The organism is Micromonospora sp. DSM 45708, from assembly GCF_039566955.1.
Lineage (GTDB): Bacteria > Actinomycetota > Actinomycetes > Mycobacteriales > Micromonosporaceae > Micromonospora.
Genome location: NZ_CP154796.1, coordinates 3,248,902 through 3,273,249 on the forward strand (window position 1 = coordinate 3,248,902; position 24,348 = coordinate 3,273,249).

1 protein-coding gene (only partly in view) is annotated in these 24,348 nt (G+C 76.8%); it reads right to left on the reverse strand.

The genetic code is table 11. The annotated features are described in order from the left end of the window. Window positions 1-82 precede the first annotated feature (82 nt). On the reverse strand, window positions 83-24,348 hold the 3' portion of the coding sequence (locus VKK44_RS14125; RefSeq protein ID WP_343447421.1) for a type I polyketide synthase. Its footprint extends 5,476 nt past the window's final position; the window shows 24,266 of its 29,742 coding nt (coding positions 5,477-29,742); its start codon lies beyond the right edge, outside the window; its stop codon occupies window positions 83-85.

Here is a 24,348-nt window from a genome sequence, read left to right on the forward strand (position 1 = left end):
CGGCCGGACCGGTCGCGGCGGCGTCCACAATGCCCCCGCGACCGGCGGTGCCGCGGCGGCCCACAATGGCGCGCGAATTCGTTCAGAATTCGCCGCCCGGACCGCCCAGCTCACGGTGGATGAAATCGAACAGTTCGGCGTCGCTGGCCGCGCCGAGCGTGTCGGTCACCGGCGCCTGCGGCGGGCCGGAGCGATCGTCGCCCCACCGGGCGATGAACGCCTGCATCTGCACCAGCAGCTTCTGCCGGGTGAGCGGGTCCGGCGCGCCGGTGGCGAAGAGATCGTCCACCTTCTCCAGCTCGGTGAGCAGGCCGGTGGTGGCGGCGGCGCCGTCGGGTGCCAGCAGCGTCCGTAGGTGCCGGGCGAGCGCCAGCGGGGTCGGGTAGTCGAAGACCACACTGCCCGGCAGCGTGGTCCCGGTGGCGGCGCGGAGCCGGTTGCGCAGCTCGACGGCGGTCATCGAGTCGAATCCGACCTCGCGGAACGCCCGGCCGGGGCCGAGGTCGGCGGCGTCCGGGTGGCCGAGCACCGCCGCGGCCTGACCGGCGACGAGCTCGACCAGGATCGCGTCGCGCTCCGCGTCGCCGAGCGGGCGGAGCCGGTCCCGCAGCGCCGCCGCGGCGGCGTCGTCCGCGGGCTGCTCGGCGTGCAGGCCGCGCAGCGCCTCGGCGGCCTCGGGCAGGTCGCCGAAGAGCGGCCGGTCCCGGACCGCGGCGACGGCCGGCACGAACCGGTCCCATCGCACGTCGGCGACGACGAGCCGGTCGCCGTCGACGACCGCCTGGCGCAGCGCGGCGACGGCCAGCTCCGGGTCCATGCCGGGCAGGCCGCCCCGGCCCAGGTGCGCCAGGTCGGTTTCGGTGAGGCCGTCCGCCCAGGGGCCGAACGCCACCGAGGTCACCGGCAGCCCGGCGTGCTGCCAACCGGCGGCGAGGACGTGCAGCAGCGCGTCGCCGGCCGCCTGCCCGTAGCGCCCGCCGGAGCCCCACACGCCGGAGGTGGACGAGCAGACCACCAGCGCGCCGAGCACGCGCTGTTCCACCTCGTCGGCGTAGCGGGGCAGGTCACCGACGGTGGCGGTCAGGTCGGCGGCGAGGTCGGCCAGGGTGAGGTCGACCAGTGGCGCGGTGCCGGTGTCGGCCGGCACGTGCACCAGCCCGGTCACCGGCCGCCCGTCGGCGGCGAGCTGCGCCATCCGGTCGGCCAGCTTGCCGCCGGCCGTCTCGTCCAGCGGCACCACCGACGCGCCGGCCCGGTCGAGCCAGGCGGTGGTGTGCCGGGCGACCGGTCCGGCGCCGCCGGTGAGCAGGACGCTGCCCTGCGGCGTCCAGCCGCCGCCCGTACCCGTGCCCGGGCCGGTGGCCCGGACCAGCCGGCGGACGAGCGGGCCGGTCGGACGCACCGCGACCTGGTCCTCCCCCTCCCGGTTGGTCAGCGCGGCCAGCAGCCCGGCGGCGGCGGCGGCGGTCACCGTGCCGGGCAGGTCGACGAGCCCGCCGACGTGCCGGGGGTGTTCCAGCGCGGCGGCCAGGCCGAGGCCCCAGCTCGTGGCCTGCCACGGCCGGGCGGCGGGTTCGTCGTCGGTGGCGGCGGCCCCGGCGGTGGCGAGCCACAGCGGCGTGCCGCCGTCGCGGGCGACGTGTGCCTGGAGCAGCAGCAGGTTGGCCGCGAGCCCGGCCGGCAGGGCGTCCTGCCCGGGGTGCGGTGCCTCGTCGAGCGCGAGCAGCGACAGCAGCGCGGTGGGCCGGTGGTCGGCCTCGGCCCGGGCCAGGGCGTCGGCGAGGCCGTCCCGGTCCGCGGTGGCCGGGTCGACGGTGAGCAGCCGTACGTCGGCGCCGCCGGCCCGCAGCGCGTCGGCGACCGTGTCGGCGGTCTCGCGTGGCGGCGCGACCAGCAGCCAGCGTCCCGGTTCGCCGCCGGTCAGCGGTCGCCGGTGCCAGGTGACCCGGTAGCGCCACCCGGCCAGCACGCCGTCCTGGTGCCGCCGGCGTCGCCACGCGTCGAGCTGTGGCAGCACGTCGCGCAGCGGCTGCCCGGTGTCGATGCCGAGCCGGTCGAGGTCGCCGTCGCCGACCGCCCGCCAGAACTCGCCGTCGTCGGCCGCCGCGCCGCCGACCGGGGTGGTCAGCGTGGGCCAGTACCGCTGGGGCTGGAACGCGTACGTGGGCAGCTCAGGCAGGTCCCGCGCGGCGGGGCGGGGGCCGGCCAGCGGCGCCAGCAGCGCCGGCCAGTGCGGGTCACGCCCGGCCGCGTAGCCGGCGGCGACCGCGGTGAGCAGGCTGGTGACCTCCGGTACGCCGGCGCGCAGCGCGGCGACCGCGGCGGTGTCGTCGGGCAGCAGGTCGGCGTTCATCGGGGTGAGCACCGCGGCGGGCCCGAGTTCCAGGAACGTGTCCACGCCGGTGTCGCGCAGCGCGGCGATGCCGTCGGCATAGCGGACCGCCTCGCGCACGTGCCGCACCCAGTAGTCCGGCGTCCGCAGGTCGTCGCCCGTCGCGAGCGCGCCGGTCAGGTTGGACACCACCGGCAGCAGCGGCGCGGAGAAGCTCAACCCGTCGAGCACGGCCCGGAACCCGGCCAGCATCGGTGCCATCAGCGGACTGTGGAACGCGTGCGACACGGTCAACCGGCGGGTGCGGACCCCACGCCCGCGCCAGCCGCGCTCGATCTCGTCCAGCGCGTCGAGCGGCCCGGACACCACCACCGACGACGGGCCGTTGACGGCCGCGATCCCGACGTCCGGGTGCCCGGCGGCGGACGCCGTCACGTCGGCCTCGGGGGCGGCGACCGCCAGCATCCCGCCACCGGCCGGCAGCGCCTGCATCAACCGGCCCCGCGCCGCCACCAACGCACAGGCGTCCGGCAGCGACAACACCCCGGCCACGAACGCGGCGGTGACCTCACCGATCGAGTGCCCACCCACGAAGTCCGGGGTGACCCCGAAGGACTCCACGAGGCGGAACAGCGCCACCTCGACCGCGAACAGGCCGGGCTGGGTGAACTCGGTGCGGTCCAGCAGGTCGCCGTCGCCGAACAGCACCGGCTTCAGCGGCTGCGGCAGCAGCGGATCGAGGTGCGCGCACACCTCGTCCAACGCGGACGCGAACACCGGGAACGCCGCGTACAGCTCCCGGCCCGTGCCGGCGCGCTGCGCGCCCTGCCCGGAGAAGAGGATCGCGGTGCGGCCGGTCCGCGCGGGCGCGGCCGGGACGAGCGCCGGGTGGGTGTCGCCGGCGGCGAGCGCGGTCAGCGCGGCCAGCCGGGTCGCCGGGTCGGCGGCGACCACGACGGCCCGGTGGGCCAGGTGCGCCCGGCCCTCCACCAGCGCCCAGGCGACCGCGCCGGGGTCGACAGCGGCCAGCGGACCGGCGGGGCCCGCCACGACCGCCGGATCGACAGCGGCCGGCTCGACGGCCAGCGGGTCGGCCGGGTCGGCGAGCCGCCGGGCCAGGCGGTCGGCCTGGTCCCGCAGGCCGGCTGCGGTCGCGGCGCTGACCGGCCACGGCAGCGCCACGTCGCCGCGCGGCGCGGCGGTCGGGTCCGCGTCGGCGGTCGGGTCCGCGTCGGTGCGCGGCGCGGCGGTCGGGTCCGCGTCGGTGCGCGGCGCGGCGGTCGGGTCCGCGTCGGACCGCCCCTGCGCGGTGTCGCTCGCGTCCGGGGCACGGCCCGTCCCCACGGTGGCGGGCCGGTCGTCGGCGGCAGCCGTGGTCGGCGCCTCCTCCAGGATCACGTGGGCGTTGGTGCCGCTGATACCGAACGACGAGACGCCGGCGCGGCGCGGCGAGCCGCCGGCCGTCCAGGGGCGGGCCTCGGTGAGCAGCGCCAGCGGGCCGGACGCCCAGTCCACGTGCGGGGTGGGCGCGTCGACGTGCAACGTGGCCGGGAGCGTCGCGTGGCGCAGCGCCAGCACCATCTTGATCAGGCTGGCCGCGCCGGCGGCGGCCTGGGTGTGGCCCAGGTTCGACTTGACCGACCCGAGCCAGAGCGGCCGGTCGGCCGGCCGGTCCGGCCCGTACGCGGCGGCGAGCGCCTGCGCCTCGATCGGGTCGCCGAGCGTGGTGCCGGTGCCGTGCGCCTCGATCGCGTCGATGTCGGCCGGGGTCAGGCCGGCGTTGGCCAGGGCGGCCCGGATGACGCGCTGCTGCGCCGGCCCGTTCGGGGCGGTCAGCCCGTTGGACGCGCCGTCCTGGTTGACCGCGCTGCCGCGTACCACGGCGAGGATCCGCCGGCCGTCGCGTTCCGCGTCGGAGAGGCGTTGCAGCAGCAGCACGCCGACGCCCTCGCCCCAGCCGGTGCCGTCCGCGGCGGCGGCGAACGCCTTGACCCGGCCGTCCTCGGCGAGCCCACGCTGCCGGGAGAACTCCAGGAACGCGCCGGGCGTGGACATCACGGTGACGCCGCCGGCCAGTGCCAGGTCGCATTCGCCGGAGCGCAGCGCCTGCGCGGCCAGGTGCAGCGCGACGAGCGACGACGAGCAGGCCGTGTCGACGGTGACGGCGGGCCCGTGCAGGCCGAACGCGTACGCCAGCCGGCCGGAGACCACCGACGCGCCGTTGCCGGTGGCCTGGTAGCCCTCCACCTCGGACCGGGCACCCAGCAGCAACGTGGCGTAGTCCTGCCCGTTGGTGCCCATGAACACGCCGGTGGCGGAGCCGCGTACCCGCTGCGGGTCCATGCCGGCGTGCTCGAACGCCTCCCAGGTGGTGTGCAGCAGCAGCCGCTGCTGCGGGTCCATGGCGAGCGCCTCGCGCGGGTTGATGCCGAAGAACGCGGCGTCGAAGCCGGCCACGTCGGCCAGGAAGCCGCCGCTGCGGGTGTAGCTGGTGCCGACCCGTTCCGGGTCGCTGTCGAACAGACCGTCCAGGTCCCAGCCCCGGTCCGTGGGCATCGGCGTGACCGCGTCCCCGCCGTCGGCGAGCAGCCGCCACAGCTCCTGCGGGGAGGACACCCCGCCGGGGAAGCGGCAGGCCATCGAGACGATGGCGATGGGTTCGTCGGCGGCCGGTCGGGCCGGCCGGGTGGCCTCGGTGGGAACGTCCGCGCCGGCCACCATCTCGGTACGCAGGAAGCGCGCCAGTTCGGCCGCCGACGGATGGTCGAAGACCACTGTCGAGGGCAGCGTGACACCGGTCGCCCGGCCCAGCCGGTCCCGCAGTTGCACCGCGGCCAGCGAGTCGAAGCCGAGTTCGCGGAACGCCCGGCCGGCGGGCACCTGGTCGGTGGAGGCGTGCCCGAGCACCGCGGCGGCCTCGGCGCGTACCAGGTCGAGCAGGAGTGTCTCCTGCCCGGCGGCCGGCAGCGTGGCCAGCCGGGCGCGGAGGCCGCCGTCGGCGGTTTCCGGCTGCGTCCGTTCGACGGCGACGGCCGGGGCGACCCGGTCGAACAGGTGGCTGGGCCGGGCCGCGGTGTACGCGGCGACGAACCGGGACCAGTCCGCGCCGGCGATCACCGGGGCCGGCTCGGGGGCGTTGACCCAGCGGCCCAGCGCGGCGACGGCGGCGGCGGGCGGCAGCGGTTCGAGACCGCGCCGGCGCAGCCCGTCCGCCGTCTCCCCGGCGGCCATGCCGTCGGCGGCCCACGGCCCGTAGGCGAGCGCGGTGGCGGGCCGGCCGGCGGCGCGGCGGGCCGCGACCAGCGCGTCGAGCAGGGCGTTGCCGGCGGCGTAGCCGGCCTGCCCGCCGCCGCCCCACACGCCGGCGACGGAGGAGAACACCACGAACGCGTCCAGGTCGCGGCCCTGGCAGGCGGCGTCCAGGTGGACCGCGCCGAGCACCTTGCCGGACAGCGTGCCGGCCAGGTCCGTGGTGGTCAGGTCGGTCACGGCGGCGGGGTCGCCGGCGACGCCGGCGGTGTGCACGACGGCGGTCAGCGCCGGCAGGTCGTCCACCAGGTCGGTGACGGCGACCGGGTCGCTGACGTCGCAGGCGACCACCCGTACCGCGCCGAGCGTGGCGGCCAGGTCGGCGGCGCCCGGCGCGTCGAGGCCACGCCGGGAGGCCAGCACCACCTCGTCGGCGCCGTTGGCCAGCAGCCACCGGGCGACGTGCCGGCCGAGCGCGCCGGTGCCGCCGGTGACCAGCACGGTGCCGCGCGGCTGCCACCCGCCGCCGGCCGGCGGCGCCGCCGGGAGGAGACGCCGGGCGAGGACACCGGTGCGGCGTACGGCCACCTGGTCGTGGCCGCCGTCGGCGAGCACCGCGACGAGCGCGGCGCGGGTGGTGCGGTCGGCGCGGCCGGGCAGGTCGATCAGGCCACCCCACCGGTCCGGCCGTTCCAGCGCCACGACCCGGCCGAGGCCCCAGGCGGCTGCGGCGAGTACGTCGCCGCCCCGGTCACCGGAGGTCACGGGCAGCGCGGCGCGGCTGAGCGCCCACACCCGGCCGGGCAGGCCGGTGTCGGTGAGCGCCTGGACGAGCGTGAGCAGCGCGGCCGTGCCGGTCGGGACGGCCGGCGCGTCGGGGACGGGCCGGTCCTGGCGGGGCAGCACGCAGAGCACGCCGGCCCAGCCCTGGTCGCCGAGCCGCCGCAGCCGCTCGGCCAGTCCCTGCCGGTCGACGCCGGCCGGAACGGTGAGTGTGTCCACCTGGGCGCCGGCCGTGGCGAGCGTCTTCGTGACGCCCGCGTCCGCGCCGCTGTTGACGGTGGCGACCAGCCACCGGCCGGTCAGTGCGGACACGGGGGCGGGACGCACCGGTTCCCACCCGATCCGGTACGCCGAGCCGGCACCCCGGGTCCGCGCCCGACGCCAGTCGGCCAGGACCGGCAGCGCGGCGCTGAGCGCGTCGGCGGCGCTGTCGTCGCCGAGGTGCGCGGCGAGCGCGGCCGGGTCGCCGTGCTCCACGGCGGCCCAGAACTCGGCGTCCGGTCCGTCGGTCCGGGCGGGCGTGTCGGGCCAGAACCGCTGCCGCTGGAACGCGTACGTGGGCAGGTCGACGCGGGTCGCGGCGGTGCCGGCGAACCAGGGCGCCCAGTCGACGGACACGCCGTGCACGTGCAGCTCGGCCAGTGCGGTGAGCAGCGCGTCGCTCTCGTCCCGGTCGCGGCGCTGGGCGGCGACCGCCCGTACGCCGTCGGCCTGGTCGGGGATCAGCGCGGTGAGCACGCTGCGCGGGCCGATCTCCAGGAACGTGTCCACCCCGGCGTCGCGCAACGCGGTCACGCCGTCGGCGAACCGGACCGCCTCCCGCACGTGCCGCACCCAGTAGTCGGGCGTCCGCAGGTCGTCGCCCGACGCCAACGCGCCGGTCACGTTCGACACCACCGGCAGCAGCGGCGCGGCGAACGTCAACCCGTCCAGCACGGACCGGAACTCGGCCAGCATGGGTGCCATCAGCGGGCTGTGGAACGCGTGCGACACGGTCAGCCGCCGGGTCCGCAGACCGCGCTCCCGCCAGGCGTGTGCCAGCTCGTCGAGCGCGTCGAGGTCACCGGAGACGACGACCGCCTCCGGGCCGTTGACCGCCGCGATCCCCACGTCCGCACGACCCGCGACCGACGCCGCGACCTCCGACTCTGCGGCGGCGACCGCCAACATCCCGCCACCGGCGGGCAGCGCCTGCATCAACCGGCCCCGCGCCGCCACCAACGCACACGCGTCCGCCAGGGAGAGCACGCCCGCGACATGGGCGGCGACGATCTCCCCGATCGAGTGCCCGCCCACGAGGTCCGGGGTGACCCCGAACGACTCCACCAGCCGGAACAACGCCACCTCGACCGCGAACAGACCGGCCTGCGTGAACTGCGTCTGGTCCAGCAGGTCACCGTCGCCGAACAACACCGGCCGCAACGGCTCCGGCAGCAGCGGATCGAGCTGCGCGCACACCTCGTCCAACGCGGACGCGAACACCGGGAACGCCGCATACAGCTCCCGGCCCATGCCGGCGCGCTGCGCGCCCTGCCCGGAGAACAGCATCGCGAGTCGGTCCCGGTGTTCCCGGCCGCCGGTGACCACCGTGCCGGAGGGTGCGCCGGCTTCCAGCGCCCGCAGCCCGGCGAGCAGGCCGTCGCGGTCGGTGGCGGTCACCACGGCCCGCTGCTCCAGCGTCGCCCGGGTGAACGCCGACGACCAGGCCATGTCGGCCGGTCGGATCGTCTCGTCACCGGCCAACCAGGCCGCCCAGCGGCCGGCCTGCGCGGCGAGCGCGGTGTCGGTGCGCGCCGACAGCAGCACCGGCACCGGCCGGCCGGTCGGCTCTCCGACGCTCACCGGCTCGATGACGTCCGTGGGCTGTTCCAGGATGACGTGGGCGTTGGTGCCGGAGATGCCGAACGACGACACCGCCGCCCGACGCGGCCGGTCCACCACCGGCCACGGCGTCGCAGCCGTCGCCAGCGTCACCGCCCCCGCCGACCAGTCGATGTGCGGCGACGGCTCGTCCACGTGCAACGTCGGCGGGACGATGCCGTGCCGCATGGCGAGGACCATCTTGATGATGCCCGCCACGCCGGCGGCGGCCTGGGTGTGGCCGAGGTTCGACTTGACGGAGCCGAGCAGCAGCGGCGTCTCGCGGTCCTGCCCGTACGTCGCGAGCACCGCCTGCGCCTCGATCGGATCACCCAACGTGGTGCCCGTGCCGTGCGCCTCGACGGCGTCCACGTCCGATGTGGTGAGCCGCGCGTTCGCCAGCGCCTGCCGGATCACCCGCTGCTGCGACGGACCGTTCGGCGCGGTCAGGCCGTTCGACGCGCCGTCCTGGTTCACCGCCGTGCCCCGCACCACCGCGAGGATCCGCCGGCCCTCGCGTCGGGCGTCGGAGAGTCGCTGCACCAGCAGCACACCCGAACCCTCGCCCCAGCCGGTGCCGTCGGCGGCTGCCGCGAACGACTTGCAGCGGCCGTCCGGGGACAGACCACGCTGGCGGGAGAACTCGATGAACGTGCCCGGCGTCGCCATCACCGTCACCCCGCCGGCCAGGGCCAGGTCGCACTCCCCGGAACGCAGCGCCTGCACCGCCAGGTGCAACGCCACCAGCGACGACGAACACGCCGTGTCCACCGTGACCGCCGGGCCTTCCAGCCCGAACGAGTACGCCACCCGGCCGGACAGCACGCTGCCCGACGTGCCGACGCCCACGTAGCCCTCGACCTCGGCCGGCAGCTCCACCAGCCGCGTGGCGTAGTCGTGGTACATCACGCCGGCGAACACGCCGGTACGCGAGCCGCGCAGCGTGGCCGGGTCGAGGCCGGCGGACTCGAACGCCTCCCACGACGTCTCCAGCAGCAGCCGCTGCTGCGGGTCCATGGCCAGGGCCTCACGCGGCGAGATGCCGAAGAAGCCGGGGTCGAACTCGGCGGCGTCGTAGAGGAATCCGCCCTGCGTCGCGTACGACGTGCCGCTGCGGTCGGGGTCCGGGTCGAACAGCGACCCGAGGTCCCAGCCGCGGTCGGCCGGGAACTCGGCGATGCCGTCCCCACCGGCGGCCAGCAGCTCCCAGAGCTGCTCCGGGTTCTCCACCCCGCCGGGGTAGCGGCACGCCATGCCGACGATCGCGACCGGCTCGTCCAGGCCGGTGGTGACGGGGGCCGGCGCGGCGGCCGGGTCCGGCCGGCTCCCGGCCAGTTCGGACCACACCTGTCCGGCGAGCGCGGCCGGGGTCGGGTAGTCGAACACCAGCGTGGACGGCAGCCGCAGCCCGGTGGCCGCGTTGACCCGGTTGCGCAGGTCCACCGCGGTCAACGAGTCGAAGCCCAGTTCCTGGAACGCCCGGTCGGCGGGCACCGCGCCGGCCCCGGCGTGGCCGAGCACCTGTGCGACCAGACCGCGGACCAGCAGGTCGACCTCGGCGCGGGCCTCGTCGTCGGTGAGCCGGGCGAGCCGGCCGGCCCAGCCACCGGCCCCGGCGAGGCGCCGGCCGGCGGGACGGCCCACGAGCGTGGCCAGCATCGCGGGTACGGGTGCGCCGGCGGTCGCCGCGCGCAGCGCCGGCACGTCGATCACGGTGGGCACGAGCTGCGGCCGACCGGTGGCGAGCGCGGCGTCGAACAGCTCCAGGCCGGTCTGCACGCTCATCGGCGTCAACCCGGCCCGCGCCGACCGCTGCCGCTCCCCCTCCGACAACGACGCCGCCATCCCGGCGGTGTCCCACATCCCCCACGCCAACGACACCGCCGGCAGACCCTCGTGCCGACGCCACACCGCCAGCCCGTCCAGGAACGCGTTGCCCGCGGCGTACGCGGCCTGGCCCGGCGAGCCGAGCACTCCGGCGACGGACGAGAACAACACGAACAGGTCCAGGTCGAGATGCCGGGTGGCCTCGTGCAGCCACCACGCCGCCGTGACCTTCGGCGCGAGCACGTTCGCCAACCGCTCCGCGCTGATCGACGACACCACCCCGTCGTCCAACACCCCCGCCGTGTGCACCACCCCCGCGAGCCGACCCGCCACACCCGCCACCACACGCGCGACCTGATCCCGATCGGTCACGTCACACGCCACCACCGACACCGACGCACCCAGGCCCGACAACCGCTCGACAAGCGCGTCCGCACCCGACGCGGCCGGACCCTGCCGCGACACCAGCACCAGCGACCGCACCCCGTGCCCGGTGACGAGGCGCTCCGCCACCAATGCGCCCAACGCGCCGGTGCCGCCCGTGACCAGCACCGTGCCGGCGCCGATCTCGTGCCCGACGTGGTCCGGCACCGATGCTTCGTCGGTGGCGGCCAGACCGTCGACCGCCGGCGTATGCCCGGCGGGCGCGGCGCGGACTAGGCGCGGCGTCAGCACGTCGTCGCCGCGTACCGCCACCTGCCCACCCGTCGCCGGCAGGTCACCCAGCACACCGGCCAACACCGACAGCACCCCACCGTCGACGCCCCGATCCAGATCGGCCAACACGATCCGCTCCGGATGCTCCGACTGCGCCGACCGCAACAACCCCCACACCGCCGCACCCGCCAGATCGGTCACCCGATCCCCACCCGCAGCCACCACCGCGCCCCGGGTCACCACCACCAACCGCGACTCGGCCAACGACTCCGCCGCCAACCACCCCTGCACCACCGCCAACACATCCGACGCCACCACCCGCACCGCATCAGGTACATCCACATCGGACGGCCCCGCCACCGGCAACACCAGCGTGTACGGCAACCCCTCCCCCGCGTCGACCACCGCCGACACGTCCGGATACGACGACAACCCGTCGACGGACGCCCCGAGCACCGCCCAGCCGGTCGCCCGGCCGGCGGTCGTCTCCGCGGTCTGCCAGCGCACCTCGTACAGGGACCGGGTCGCGGTGCCGGACGCGGTCGGTCCGGTCATCTCGCGCAGGACCAGGGAGTCCACCGACACGACCGACGCGCCGCTCTCGTCGGCGGCGACCAGCCGGACCGCGTCCCCGGTGCGCGACAGCCGGACCCGGAGCACGGTGGCGCCGGTGGCGTGCACCTGGACGCCCTCGAATGCGAACGGCACCCGGGTTCCGCCGGTCCCGCCGTCGGGCAGCAGCCCGATCGGGTGCAGGGCGGCGTCCAGCAGCGCCGGGTGGAGCGCGAACCGGGCCGCGTCGGCGGCCATGTCGTCCGGCAGGGCGATCTCGGCGTACGTCTCGTCGTCACCGGTCCAGGCCCGGCGCAGGCCCCGGAACGCCGGGCCGTAGGCCAGGCCGTGCGCGGCGAGCGTGTCGTACCAGCCGGTCAGGTCGACCTCGGTCGCGCCGGCCGGCGGCCAGGTCCCGATGACGGGTTCCCCGGAGGCGGGCGGTTCGAGGATGCCGTCGGCGTGCCGGGTCCAGCCCGCCTCGGGGTCGTCGTCGGGGCGGGAGTGGACGGTGACGGCGCGCCGGGTTCCGGCGCCGTCGACGCGGACCTGGATGCGCAGGCGGCCGGTGTCCGGCAGGACCAGCGGCGCGGCGACGGTGAGTTCGCGGAGCCGGGGTACGCCGGCCTCGTCGCCGGCCCGGACGGCGAGTTCGACGAGCGCCGCGCCGGGCAGCAGCGTGGTCCCGGCCACCGCGTGGTCGGCCAGCCAGGGATGGGTGGCGAGGGAGAGTTGGCCGGTGAGGACCACCTCGCCGTCGCCGGCGAGGTCGACGGTGGCGCCGAGCAGCGGGTGCGCGGCGTCGCTCAGCCCGGCGCCGGACACGTCGCCTCGGCGGCGGCCGGTCGCCGGCCAGTAGCGGCGGTGCGCGAACGCGTACGTGGGCAGGTCGACGCGGGTGGCGCCGGCGAACCAGGGCGTCCAGTCGACGGGGACGCCGCGCACGTGCAGCTCCGCCAGCCCGGCCAGCAACGCGCCCGCCTCGTCCCGGTCGCGGCGCTGCACCGCCACCGCGACCACACCGTCGTCGGGCAGGATCCCGGCGGTCAGCGCGGTCAACACGCTCTGCGGGCCGACCTCCAGGAACGTGTCCACCCCGGCGTCGCGCAACGCGGTCACGCCGTCGGCGTAGCGCACCGCCTCCCGCACGTGCCGCACCCAGTAGTCCGACGTCCGCAGGTCGTCGCCCGACGCCAACGCGCCGGTCACGTTCGACACCACCGGCAGCAACGGCGCGGCGAACGACAGCCCGTCGAGAAGCGCGCGGAACTCGGCCAGCATCGGCTCCATCAGCGGGCTGTGGAACGCGTGCGACACCGTCAATCGGCGAACCCGCACGCCCCGGTCCCGCCATGCGCGCTCGATCTCGTCCAGCGCGTCCAGGTCACCGGAGACGACTGTCGACGACGGGCCGTTGACCGCCGCGACACCCAGGCTCGGGTGTCCGGCGATCGACGCGGCCACCTCCGACTCCGAGGCAGCCACCGCCAGCATCCCGCCGCCGGCCGGCAACGCCTGCATCAACCGGCCCCGCGCCGCCACCAGCGCACACGCGTCCGGCAGCGACAACACCCCGGCCACGTACGCGGCGGTGACCTCACCGATCGAGTGCCCGCCCACGACGTCCGGGATCACGCCGAACGACTCGACCAGGCGGAACAACGCCACCTCGACCGCGAACAGACCGGCTTGCGTGAACTGCGTCTGGTCCAGCAGGTCACCGTCGCCGAACAACACCGGCTTCAGCGGCTGCGGCAGCAGCGGATCGAGCTGCGCGCACACCTCGTCCAACGCGGCGGCGAACACCGGGAACACGTCGGACAACTCGCGGCCCATGCCGGCGCGCTGCGCGCCCTGCCCGGAGAACAGCACCGCGACCCGGTCCCGCTGCTCCCGGCCGCCGGTGACCACCGCGCCGGACGGCTCACCGGCCGCCAACGCCCGCAGCGCGGCCAGCAGGCCGTCCCGGTCGGCGACGGCGAGTACGGCGCGCTGCTCCAGCGCCGGCCGGGTGGTGAACGCCGACCATCCGACGTCGACCGGACGCAGCGTCTCGTCGGCGGCGAGCCAACGCGCCCACCGGTCGGCCTGCGCGGCGAGCGCGGTGTCGGTGCGCGCCGACAGCAGCACCGGCACCGGCCCACCGGTCGGCTCTCCGACGCTCACCGGCTCGATGACGTCCGTGGGCTGTTCCAGGATGACGTGGGCGTTGGTGCCGGAGATGCCGAACGACGACACCGCCGCCCGACGCGGCCGGTCCACCACCGGCCACGGCGTGGCCTCGGTCGCCAGACTGACCGCCCCGGCGGTCCAGTCGACGTGCGGCGACGGCTCGTCCACGTGCAACGTCGGCGGGACGATGCCATGGCGCATGGCGAGGACCATCTTGATGATCCCGGCGACACCGGCGGCGGCCTGCGTGTGGCCCAGGTTCGACTTCACCGACCCGAGCAGCAGCGGCGTCTCGCGGTCCTGCCCGTACGTGGCGAGCAGCGCCTGCGCCTCGATCGGATCACCCAGCGTGGTGCCCGTGCCGTGCGCCTCCACCGCGTCCACGTCGGCGGTGCTCAACCGCGCGTTCGCCAGCGCCTGCCGGATCACGCGCTGCTGCGACGGGCCGTTCGGCGCGGTCAGCCCGTTGGAGGCGCCGTCCTGGTTCACCGCCGTACCCCGCACCACCGCGAGGATCCGCCGGCCCTCGCGTCGGGCGTCGGAGAGTCGTTGCACCAGTAGCACGCCGACGCCCTCGGACCAGCCGGTGCCGTCGGCGGACGCGGCGAACGACCGGCAGCGGCCGTCCGGGGACAGGCCCCGCTGCCGGGAGAACTCGATGAACGTGCCGGGCGTGGCCATCACCGTCACGCCACCGGCGAGCGCCAGGTCGCACTCGCCGGAGCGCAGCGCCTGCGCGGCCAGGTGCAGCGCGACCAGGGACGACGAGCAGGCGGTGTCGACCGTGACGGCCGGCCCCTCCAACCCGAACGTGTACGCGACCCGGCCCGACAGCACGCTGCCGGAGGTGCCGGTGCCGACGTAGCCCTCGGCGTCCGGCGGCAGGTCGGCCAGCCGGGAGGCGTAGTCGTGGTACATGACGCCGGCGAACACGCCGGTACGCGAGCCGCGCAGCGCCACCGGGTCCACCCCGGCGGATTCGAAGCTCTCCCAGGTGGCCTCCAGCAGCAGCCGCTGCTGCGGGTCCATGGCGACCGCTTCGCGGGGCGAGATGCCGAAGAAGTCCGGGTCGAAGTCGGCCGCGCCGGCGAGGAAGCCGCCGTGTCGGGCGTACGAGGTGCCGGCGTGGTCGGGGTCCGGGTCGTAGAGCGTGTCGAGGTCCCAGCCCCGGTCGGCGGGGAACTCGACGATGCCGTCCCGCCCCGACGACAGGAGCTGCCAGAGCTGCTCCGGGTTGTCGACGCCGCCGGGATAGCGGCAGGCCATGCCGACGATGGCGATCGGCTCGTCGGTGTCGACCGCCCGCACCGCCGCGCGGCGGGCGCTGATCCGGCCGGAGACCTGCTCGTAGAGGTGCTCGGCGAGCGCCGCCGGGCTGGGGTGGTCGAAGACCAGCGTGGACGGCAGCCGCAGCCCGGTGGCCGCGTTGACCCGGTTACGCAGGTCCACCGCGGTCAACGAGTCGAAGCCCAGTTCCCGGAACGCCCGGTCGGCGGGCACCGCGCCGGCCCCGGCGTGGCCGAGCACCTGCGCGACCAGGCCGCGGACCAGCAGGTCCACCTCGGCGCGGGCCTCCTGCGGGTCGAGGCCGGCGAGCCGGTCGGCCCAGTCGCCGCCCGCGCCGGCCTGCCGCCGGGCGGCGGTCGGGCCGACCAGGGTACGCAGCACCGCCGGCACCGGGCCGGTGCCGAGCGCGGCCCGCAGCGCCGGTACGTCGACGACGGCCGGCACGAGCACCGGACGGCCCTCGGCGAGCGCGGCGTCGAACAGCTCCAGGCCGGTCTGCACGCTCATCGGCGTCAACCCGGCCCGCGCCGACCGCTGCCGTTCCCCCTCCGACAACGACGCCGCCATCCCGGCGGTGTCCCACATTCCCCACGCCAGGCTGATCCCGGGCAGTCCGTCCTGCCGGCGTCGCGCCGCCAGCGCGTCCAGGAACGCGTTCCCCGCCGCGTAGGCCGCCTGGCCCGGCGAGCCGAGCACCCCGGCGACGGACGAGAACAACACGAACAGGTCCAGCTCACGGTCGCGGGTCGCCTCGTGCAGCCACCACGCCGCCGTGGCCTTCGGCGCCAACACCGCCGCCAGCCGCTCCGGGCTGATCGACGACACTACCCCGTCGTCCAGCACTCCGGCGGTGTGCACCACCCCGGCCAACCGGCCCGGCACACCCGACACCAACCGGAACACCTGATCCCGATCGGTCACGTCACACGCCACCACCGACACCGACGCACCCAGGCCGGTCAACCGCTCGACAAGCGCGTCCGCGCCCGGCGCGGCCGGCCCCTGCCGCGACACCAACACCAGCGACCGCACCCCGTGCCCGGTGACGAGGCGCTCCGCCACCAACGCGCCCAACGCGCCGGTGCCGCCGGTCACCAGCACCGTGCCGTCCCGCACCACCCGCTCGCCGCCGTCCGACGCCGGGTCGGTCGGGGCCGGAACGCCAGGCGTCGAGGCGGCGCGGACCAGGCGGGGCACGAACACCCGGCCGTCCCGTACCGCGAGTTGACCGCCGGTCGGGTCGGTGACCGCGTGCGCGAGCACGGCGAGCGTCCGGTCGTCCGGATCGGCGTCGAGGTCGGCCAGCACGATCCGGCCGGGATGTTCGGACTGCGCGGAACGCAGCAGACCCCACACGGCGGCACCGGGCAGGTCGGTCACCGGGTCGCCGACGCCGACGGAGACCGCGCCCCGGGTCAGGACCACGAGCGGGGTGCCGGCGAGCGCGTCGGCGGCCAGCCAGGACCGCACGGTGCCGAGCACCTCGGTGGTGACCACGCGCACCGCGTCCGGGGTGGGCAGGTCGGCGGCGGGCAGCGGCAGCAGGAGCGCCCGCGGGGCCGGGTCGGGGCCGGCGTCGACCGCGTCGAGCAACGCCGCGACCCCCGGGTACGCCGCCAGCCCGAGGTCGGATCCGGTACCGGCCGGGTCGACGCCGGTCCCGCCGAGCACCGCCCAGCCGGACGGCGCGTCGGCCGGCGTGACGTCCTCGGGCTGCCAGTCGAGCGCGTACAGGGACCGGGCCGCGACGCCCGGCACGACCGCGCCGGTCAGCTCCCGCAGCGCCAGCGTGTCGATCGACACCACCGGCGCGCCGGAGGTGTCCACGGCGACCAGGCGGACGGTGGTGCCGGTGCGGGTGAGCCGCACCCGCAGGGCGCGGGCCCCGGCGGCGTGCACCTGGAGGCCCTCGACGGTGAACGGCACGCGCGGGCCGTCGCCGGTGAGCAGCAGCCCGACCGGGTGCAGCGCGGCGTCCAGCAGCGCCGGGTGGACGCCGAACCGGGACGCCTCGCCGGCCGCGTCGTCGCCGAGCGCGACCTCGGCGTACGCCTCGCCGTCGCCGGTCCAGAGCCGGCGCAGGCCCTGGAACACCGGCCCGTACGCGAGGCCGTGTTCGGCCAGCGCCGGGTACCAGCCGGCCAGGTCCACCTCGGCGAGCCCGACGGGCGGCCAGGTGTCGAGCGTCGGCTCGTCGGTGGCGGCGGGTTCCAGCACGCCGTCGGCGTGCGCGGTCCACTCGACGTCGCCGTCCGGCTGGGAGTGGATGGCCACCGGCCGGCCGCCGGTGGCGTCGGGGGCGCCGACACTCACCTGCACCCGCACGCCGCCGGTCGCGGGCAGCACCAGCGGCGCGGTGAGCGTGAGGTCGCGTACCCGGGGGGTGCCGGCCTCGTCGCCGGCCCGCACGGCCAGTTCGGTGAGCGCGGTGCCGGGCACCAGCACGGCGCCGGTCACCACGTGGTCGGCGAGCCACGGGTGGGTGGCCGGCGACAGCCGGCCGGTCAGCACCACCAGGTCCGCGCCGGCCACGGTGACGGCGGCGCCGAGCAGCGGGTGGGCGGCGTCGCCGAGCCCGGCGCCGCTGACGTCGCCGCCGCGGGGGCGGCCGGTGGGCAGCCAGTAGCGCTGGTGCCGGAACGCGTACGTGGGCAGGTCGATCCGGGTCGCGCCGGTGCCGGCGAACCACTGCGGGAAGGAGACCGGTACGCCGTGCACGTGCAGGTCGGCCAGCGCGGCCAGCAGGGCGGCGGTCTCGTCGCGGTCCCGGCGCTGGGCGGCGACCGCGAGCGCGTCGGGCAGGATGTCGCCGGTCAGCGCGGTGAGCACGCTCTGCGGGCCGATCTCCAGGAACGTGTCGGCGCCGGTGTCCCGCAGCGCGGTGATCCCGTCGGCGTAGCGGACCGCCTCGCGGACGTGCCGCACCCAGTAGTCGGCGCGGGTCAGGTCGGCCGGGTCGGCGAGCGCGCCGGTCAGGTTGGACACCACCGGCAGCAGCGGCGCGGAGAAGCTCAACTCGTCCAGCACGGCCCGGAACTCGGCGAGCATCGGTGCCATCAGCGGGCTGTGGAACGCGTGCGACACCGTCAGCCGGCGGGTGCGGACGCCCCGCTCCCGCCAGCCGCGCTCGATCTCGTCCAGCGCGTCTAGCGGTCCGGACACCACCACCGACGAGGGCCCGTTGACGGCGGCGACGCCCAGCTCGGGGGTGCCATCGAGGGACGCCAGGACGTCCCGTTCCGGCGCGGCGACGGCCAGCATCCCGCCGCCGGCCGGCAGCGCCTGCATCAACCGGCCCCGCGCCGCGACCAGCGCGCACGCGTCGGGCAGCGACAACACCCCGGCCACGTACGCAGCGGTGACCTCACCGATCGAGTGGCCGCCCACGAAGTCCGGGGTGACGCCGAACGACTCCACGAGCCGGAACAGCGCCACCTCGACCGCGAACAGCCCGGCCTGCGTGAACTGCGTCTGGTCCAGCAGGTCACCGGCGTCGAACAGCACCGGCTTCAGCGGCTGCGGCAGCAGCGGATCGAGCTGCGCGCACACCTCGTCCAACGCGGACGCGAACACCGGGAACGCCGCATACAGCTCCCGGCCCATGCCGGCGCGCTGCGCGCCCTGCCCGGAGAAGAGGATCGCGAGCCGGCCACGGGTGGTCGCCGTTGCGGTGTGCACGGTGCCGGCCGGCGTGCCGGCGGCGAGCGCGTGCAGCCCGGCGAGCAGGTCGTCGCGGTCGGTGGCGACGACGACGGCGCGGTGCTCCAGGACGGCCCGGCCGGTCACCGACGACCAGCCGACGTCGACTGGCCGGACGGCGGCGTCGGTGGCCAGCCGGCGGGCCCAGCGGTCGGCCTGCGCGGCGAGCGCCTCCGGGTCGCGGGCGGAGAGCAGCACCGGGGCGGGGCCGCGCGGCGGCTCGGTCGCGGCGGGGGTCGGCTCGGCGGGCGGCGCCTCGATGATGACGTGCGCGTTGGTGCCGCTCACCCCGAACGAGGAGACGGCGGCGCGGCGGGGCCGGTTCGACAGCGGCCAGGGCCGGGCCTCGGTGAGCAGGGTGACCGCGCCGGCGTCCCAGTCGATGTGCGGGGACGGTTCGTCGACGTGCAGCGTGCGGGGCAGCACGCCGTGCCGCATCGCCATGATCATCTTGATGATGCCGGCGGCGCCGGCCGCGGCCTGGGTGTGGCCCAGGTTCGACTTCACCGAACCGAGCCACAGCGGTTCGCCGTCGCGGTCCTGCCCGTAGGTGGCGAGCAGCGCCTGTGCCTCGATCGGGTCCCCGAGCGTGGTGCCGGTGCCGTGCGCCTCGACCGCGTCCACGTCCGACGTGGTGAGCCGCGCGTTGGCCAGGGCCTGCCGGATGACGCGCTGCTGCGACGGCCCGTTCGGGGCGGTGAGACCGTTGGACGCGCCGTCCTGGTTGACGGCGGTGCCGGCCACCACGGCGAGGATGCGCCGGCCGTCCCGCCGGGCGTCGGCCAGGCGCTGCACCAGCAGCACGCCGACGCCCTCGGACCAGCCGGTGCCGTCGGCGGCGGCGGCGAACGACTTGCACCGCCCGTCGGCGGCCAGGCCACGCTGGCGGGAGAACTCGATGAACGTGCCCGGGTTGGCCATCACGGTCACGCCGCCGGCGAGCGCCAGGTCGCACTCGCCTGAGCGCAGCGCCTGCACGGCCAGGTGCAACGCGACCAGCGACGACGAGCAGGCGGTGTCCACGGTGACCGCCGGGCCCTCCAGCCCGAACGTGTACGCGACCCGCCCGGACACCACGCTGCCGGAGTTGCCGGTGCCGAGGTAGCCCTCCACGCCCTCCGGCAGCTCCCCCACCCCGGCGGCGTAGTCGTGGTACATCAGGCCGGCGAAGACGCCGGTACGCGAGCCGCGCAGCCGGGCCGGGTCCACCCCGGCGGACTCGAACGTCTCCCAGGACGCCTCCAGCAGCAGCCGCTGCTGCGGGTCCATGGCGAGCGCCTCACGCGGGCTGATGCCGAAGAAGCCCGGGTCGAAGTCGGCGGCGCCGGCGAGGAAGCCGCCCTCCCGGGCGTACGAGGTGCCCGGGTGGTCGGGGTCGCTGTGGAACAGCGTGTCCAGGTCCCAGCCCCGGTCGGCGGGGAACGCGCCGATGCCGTCCCCGTCGGCGGCCAGCAGCTCCCACAGCGCCTCGGGGCTGTCGATGCCGCCCGGATAGCGGCAGGCCATGCCGACGATCGCGATCGGCTCGTCCACGCCGGTGACCGCCGCCGCGTCGGGGCGGGTCGCGGCGGTGGCGCCGGTGAGCTGCTCGTGCACGTGCGCGGCGAGCGCGGCCGGCGTCGGGTAGTCGAACACCAGCGTGGACGCCAGCCGCAGCCCGGTGGCCGCGTTGACCCGGTTACGCAGGTCCACCGCCGTCAACGAGTCGAAGCCCAGTTCCTGGAACGCCCGGTCGGCCGGCACCGCGTCCGCGCCGCCGTGGCCGAGCACCTGCGCGACCAGGCCACGGACCAGCAGGTCCACCTCGACGCGGGCCTCGTCGGCGGGCATCGCGGCGAGCCGGCCGGCCCAGCCGTCGGCCGCCGCGCCGGCCTGCCGCCGGGCGGGCACGCCGGCCAGGGCACGCAGCATCGGGGGTACGCCGGCGGCGGCGCGCAGCGCCGGCAGGTCCAGCACGGCCGGCACGAGCGCGGCGGTGTCGCTGGCGACGGCGGCGTCGAAGAGCGCGACGCCGACCGCTGCGGTGATGACGCCGAGCCCGGCGCGGGCCACCCGGGAGCGGTCCGCGCCGTCGAGGCCGGCGGCCATCCCGTCGGTGTCCCACATGCCCCAGGCCAGCGCGTGCGCGGGCCGGCCCTGGGCACGGCGGTGGACCGCGAGCGCGTCGAGGTAGGCGTTCGCGGCGGCGTACGCGCCCTGGCCGGGGGAACCGAGCACGCCGGCGATCGACGAGTAGGTGACGAACAGGTCGAGGTCGAGGCCGGCGGTGGCCTCGTGCAGGTGCCAGGCGGCGTCCACCTTGGGCGCGAGCACCCGGGCCAGCCGGTCGGCGTCGGTGCCGGTGATCACGGCGTCGTCGAGCACCCCGGCGGTGTGCACCACCCCGGCGAGCCGGCCGGCGCCGGTGAGGTCGGCGATCAGGTGGTCGACCGCGTCGCGGTCGGTGACGTCGCAGGCCAGCACGCGGACGTGCGCGCCGAGCGCGGTCAGCTCGTCGACCAGGTCGGCCGCCCCGTCGGCGTCGGGTCCGCGCCGGCTGACCAGGGCCAGCGAGTCCACGCCCCGGTCGGTGACGAGGTGCCGGGCGAGCAGCGCGCCGAGCGCGCCGGTGCCGCCGGTGACCAGGACGGTGCCACCGCGGGTGACCGGGGCGGTCGCGGATGGGGCGTCGGCGCGTACCAGCCGGGGGGTGCGGGTGGTGTCGCCGCGGATCGCGAGCTGCGCCGCGGCCGGGTCACCGGCGGCGGTCGCGAGCAGCGCCAGCACGTCGGCGTCGAGGTCGCGGTCCAGGTCGGCCAGGACGATCCGGCCGGGGTGCTCGGACTGGGCGGAGCGGACCAGGCCCCAGACGGCGGCGCCGGCCAGGTCGGTGGCCCTGTCGTCCGGCGTGGCCGGCACCGCGTCGCGGGTGACCACGACGAGCCGCGCGTCGGCGGTCGCGTCGGCGGTCAGCCAGGCCCGCAGCGTGGCGAGCACGCCGGTGGTGGCGGCCCGGACCGCGTCCGGCGTCGGGCCGGCCGGCGGCACCGGCAGCAGCACCAGCGGGGGTACGCCGCCGGCGGCGAGCAGCGCGGCCACGTCCGGGTGGGCGGCGGCGTCGGGCAGGGTGGGCAGCGGCGTGCCGAGCACCGCCGACGCGGGCGGCGTGGCCGGGGTGAGCGGTTCGGCCGGCCAGGCGACCCGGAACAGCGACCGGGCGGCGCGGGTGGCGGCCGGCGGCGTGACGCCGGTCAGTTCGCGCAGCACCAGCGCGTCGACGGTGACGACGGGCCGGTCGGTGTGGTCGACGGCGAGCAGCCGCACCGCCGTGCCGGCCCGGGTGAGCCGGACCCGCAGCGTGTCCGCGCCGACGGCGTGCACCTGGACGCCGGTGAACGCGAACGGCGCCTTCGGGCCGGTGGTGCCGTCCCCGGGCAGCAGCGCGGTGGGGTGCAGCGCGGCGTCGAGCAGCGCGGGGTGCACGCCGAACCCGCTGGCCGGGTCGGTGCCGGCGGACGGCAGCGTCACCTCGGCGTAGACGGTGTCGTCGCCGGTCGTCCAGGCCCGTCGCAGGCCCTGGAACGCCGGCCCGTACGTCATGCCGTGGCCGGCGAGCGCGTCGTACCAGCCGGTGAGGTCCGTCTCGACCGCGTGCGGCGGGGGCCACGCGCCGAGGCCGGTTTCGTCGGTGGGGGCGGCGGCGGTGAGCAGACCCTCGGCGTGCCGGATCCAGTCGCCGTCGGGGTCGTCGTCGGGCTGGGAGTGCACCGCGACGGTACGCCAGCCGGCGTGGTCGCGCGGGCCGACCCGGACCTGCACCCGCACCCCGCCCCGGGCGGGGAGCACCAGCGGCGCGGCGACGGTCAGCTCGCGTACCCGGCAAGGGCCGAACTCCTCGCCGGCGCGCAGCACGAGTTCGACGAGCGCGGTGCCGGGGACGAGGACCGCGCCGGCGACCTCGTGGTCGGCGAGCCACGGCTGGGTCGACAGGGACAGCCGGCCGGTGAGCACGGCGGCGTCCTCGCCGGCCAGCCGGACGGCGGCGGTGAGCAGCGGGTGGCCGGCGGCGCCGAGGCCGGCGCCGGTGACGTCGGCGGCGGGTCCGGCCGGGCGCAGCCAGTAGCGGTCGCCGCCGAACGCGTAGGTGGGCAGGTCGGCGGCGGTGGCCGGGGCGCCGGCGAACAGCGGGGTCCAGTCGACGTGCGCGCCGCCGGCGAAGAGTTCCGCCAGCGCGGTGAGCAGCGCGCGGGGCTCGGCGCGGTCGGCGCGCTGGGTGGCGACGGCCAGCCCGGCACGGTCGTCGGCCGTGTCGCGGATCAGCGCGGTGAGCACGCTGCGCGGGCCGATCTCCAGGAACGTGTCCACCCCGGCGGCACGCAGCGCGGTCACGCCGTCGGCGAACCGGACCGCCTCCCGCACGTGCCGCACCCAGTAGTCGGGCGTCCGTAGGTCGTCGCCCGACGCCAACGCGCCGGTCACGTTCGACACCACCGGCAGCAGCGGCGCGGCGAACGTCAACCCGTCCAGCACGGACCGGAACTCGGCCAGCATGGGTGCCATCAGCGGGCTGTGGAACGCGTGCGACACGGTCAGCCGCCGGGTCCGCAGACCGCGCTCCCGCCAGGCGTGTGCCAGCTCGTCGAGCGCGTCGAGGTCACCGGAGACGACGACCGCCTCCGGGCCGTTGACCGCCGCGATCCCCACGTCCGCACGATCCGCGACCGACGCCGCGACCTCCGACTCGGCGGCGGCGACCGCCAGCATCCCGCCACCGGCCGGCAGCGCCTGCATCAACCGGCCCCGCGCCGCCACCAACGCACACGCGTCCGGCAGCGACAACACCCCGGCCACGAACGCGGCGGTGACCTCACCGATCGAGTGCCCACCCACGAAGTCCGGGGTGACCCCGAACGACTCGACGAGCCGGAACAACGCCACCTCGACCGCGAACAGACCGGCCTGCGTGAACTGCGTCTGGTCCAGCAGGTCACCGTCGCCGAACAACACCGGCCGCAACGGCTCCGGCAGCAACGGGTCGAGCTGCGCGCACACCTCGTCCAACGCGGACGCGAACACCGGGAACGCCGCGTACAGGTCCCGGCCCATGCCGGCGCGCTGCGCGCCCTGCCCGGAGAACAGCACCGCCACCGGGCCCCGGTCGGTGGCGCGGCCGGTGACCAGGTTGTCGGCCGCCCCGCCGGCGGCGAGCGCGCGCAGCCCGGCGACCAGCTCGTCGTGGTCGGCGGCGAGCAGCACCGCCCGGTGCTCCAGCGCGGTCCGCACGGTCAGTGACGCTCGGCCGGCGTCGAGCAGGTCGGGCCGGATCGGCGCGGCGAACGCGTCGGCCCAGCGGGCCGCCTGCCGGGCCAGCCCGCCGTCGCCGCGCGCGGACACCAGCACCGGCACCAGCGGCGGCGCGGGCCGCCCGGTCACCTCGGGCTCGGCGGCCGGCGGTTGCTCGATGATGACGTGGGCGTTGGTGCCGCTGACGCCGAACGAGGAGACCGCGGCGCGGCGGGGCCGGTCCACCGCCGGCCACGGCCGGGCCTCGGTGAGCAGTTCCACCGCGCCGGCCGACCAGTCGACGTGCGGGGTCGGCGCGTCCACGTGCAGCGTGCGGGGCAGCACGCCGTGGCGCAGCGCCTGCACCATCTTGATCACGCCGGCGACGCCGGCAGCGGCCTGGCTGTGCCCGATGTTGGACTTGATCGAGCCCAGCCACAGCGGCTCGCCGGCCCGCTCCTGCCCGTACGTGGCCAGCAGCGCCTGCGCCTCGATGGGGTCGCCGAGCGTGGTGGCGGTGCCGTGCGCCTCCACGGCGTCCACGTCGGCGGTGGTGAGCCCGGCGGCGGTGAGCGCGGCCCGGATGACGCGCTGCTGGGACGGCCCGTTCGGCGCGGTGAGGCCGTTGGACGCGCCGTCCTGGTTGACGGCGGAGCCCCGGACCACGG